Annotated in this window: 1 protein-coding gene; it reads right to left on the minus strand. The window is 70.2% G+C overall.

The features are described from left to right. On the minus strand, positions 1 to 344 hold a 344-nt coding region (locus D7Y61_RS22445; protein ID WP_180869399.1), incomplete at both ends, for a transposase.

Genomic DNA, 344 nt, shown 5'->3' on the forward strand with positions numbered 1-344 from the left:
CGCTTGAGCCGTTGCGCCCAGCTCATCGCACGGCGCTTCTGCTCGGGGCTGCGCGGCTCGTCGTGGGCGCTTGCGTCMACCGGCGCCGCATCGCCCGCAGGCCGCTTGCCGCGCCCCGATGGCGTCACCTGCGCGCGCAGRTTYGCRTTCGGGGCGAATACGCCGTGGAAGCGGGTGAGATGCGCGCGWGGYGGCGGGACCAGTGCCGCCAGCTTGGCGATGAAGTCCACCGCATCCCATTCGACATGCGTGGTSCCATTKCGCCACGGCGTCTTGAGCTGATACCGCACCCTACCCTGCGGTGAGATCGACAGCCGCTGCTCGCTGATCGCCGGGCGCGTGAT

Origin of the sequence: Stenotrophomonas maltophilia (assembly GCF_013464485.1) — a bacterium.
GTDB classification, from domain to species: Bacteria; Pseudomonadota; Gammaproteobacteria; order Xanthomonadales; family Xanthomonadaceae; genus Stenotrophomonas; species Stenotrophomonas maltophilia_AW.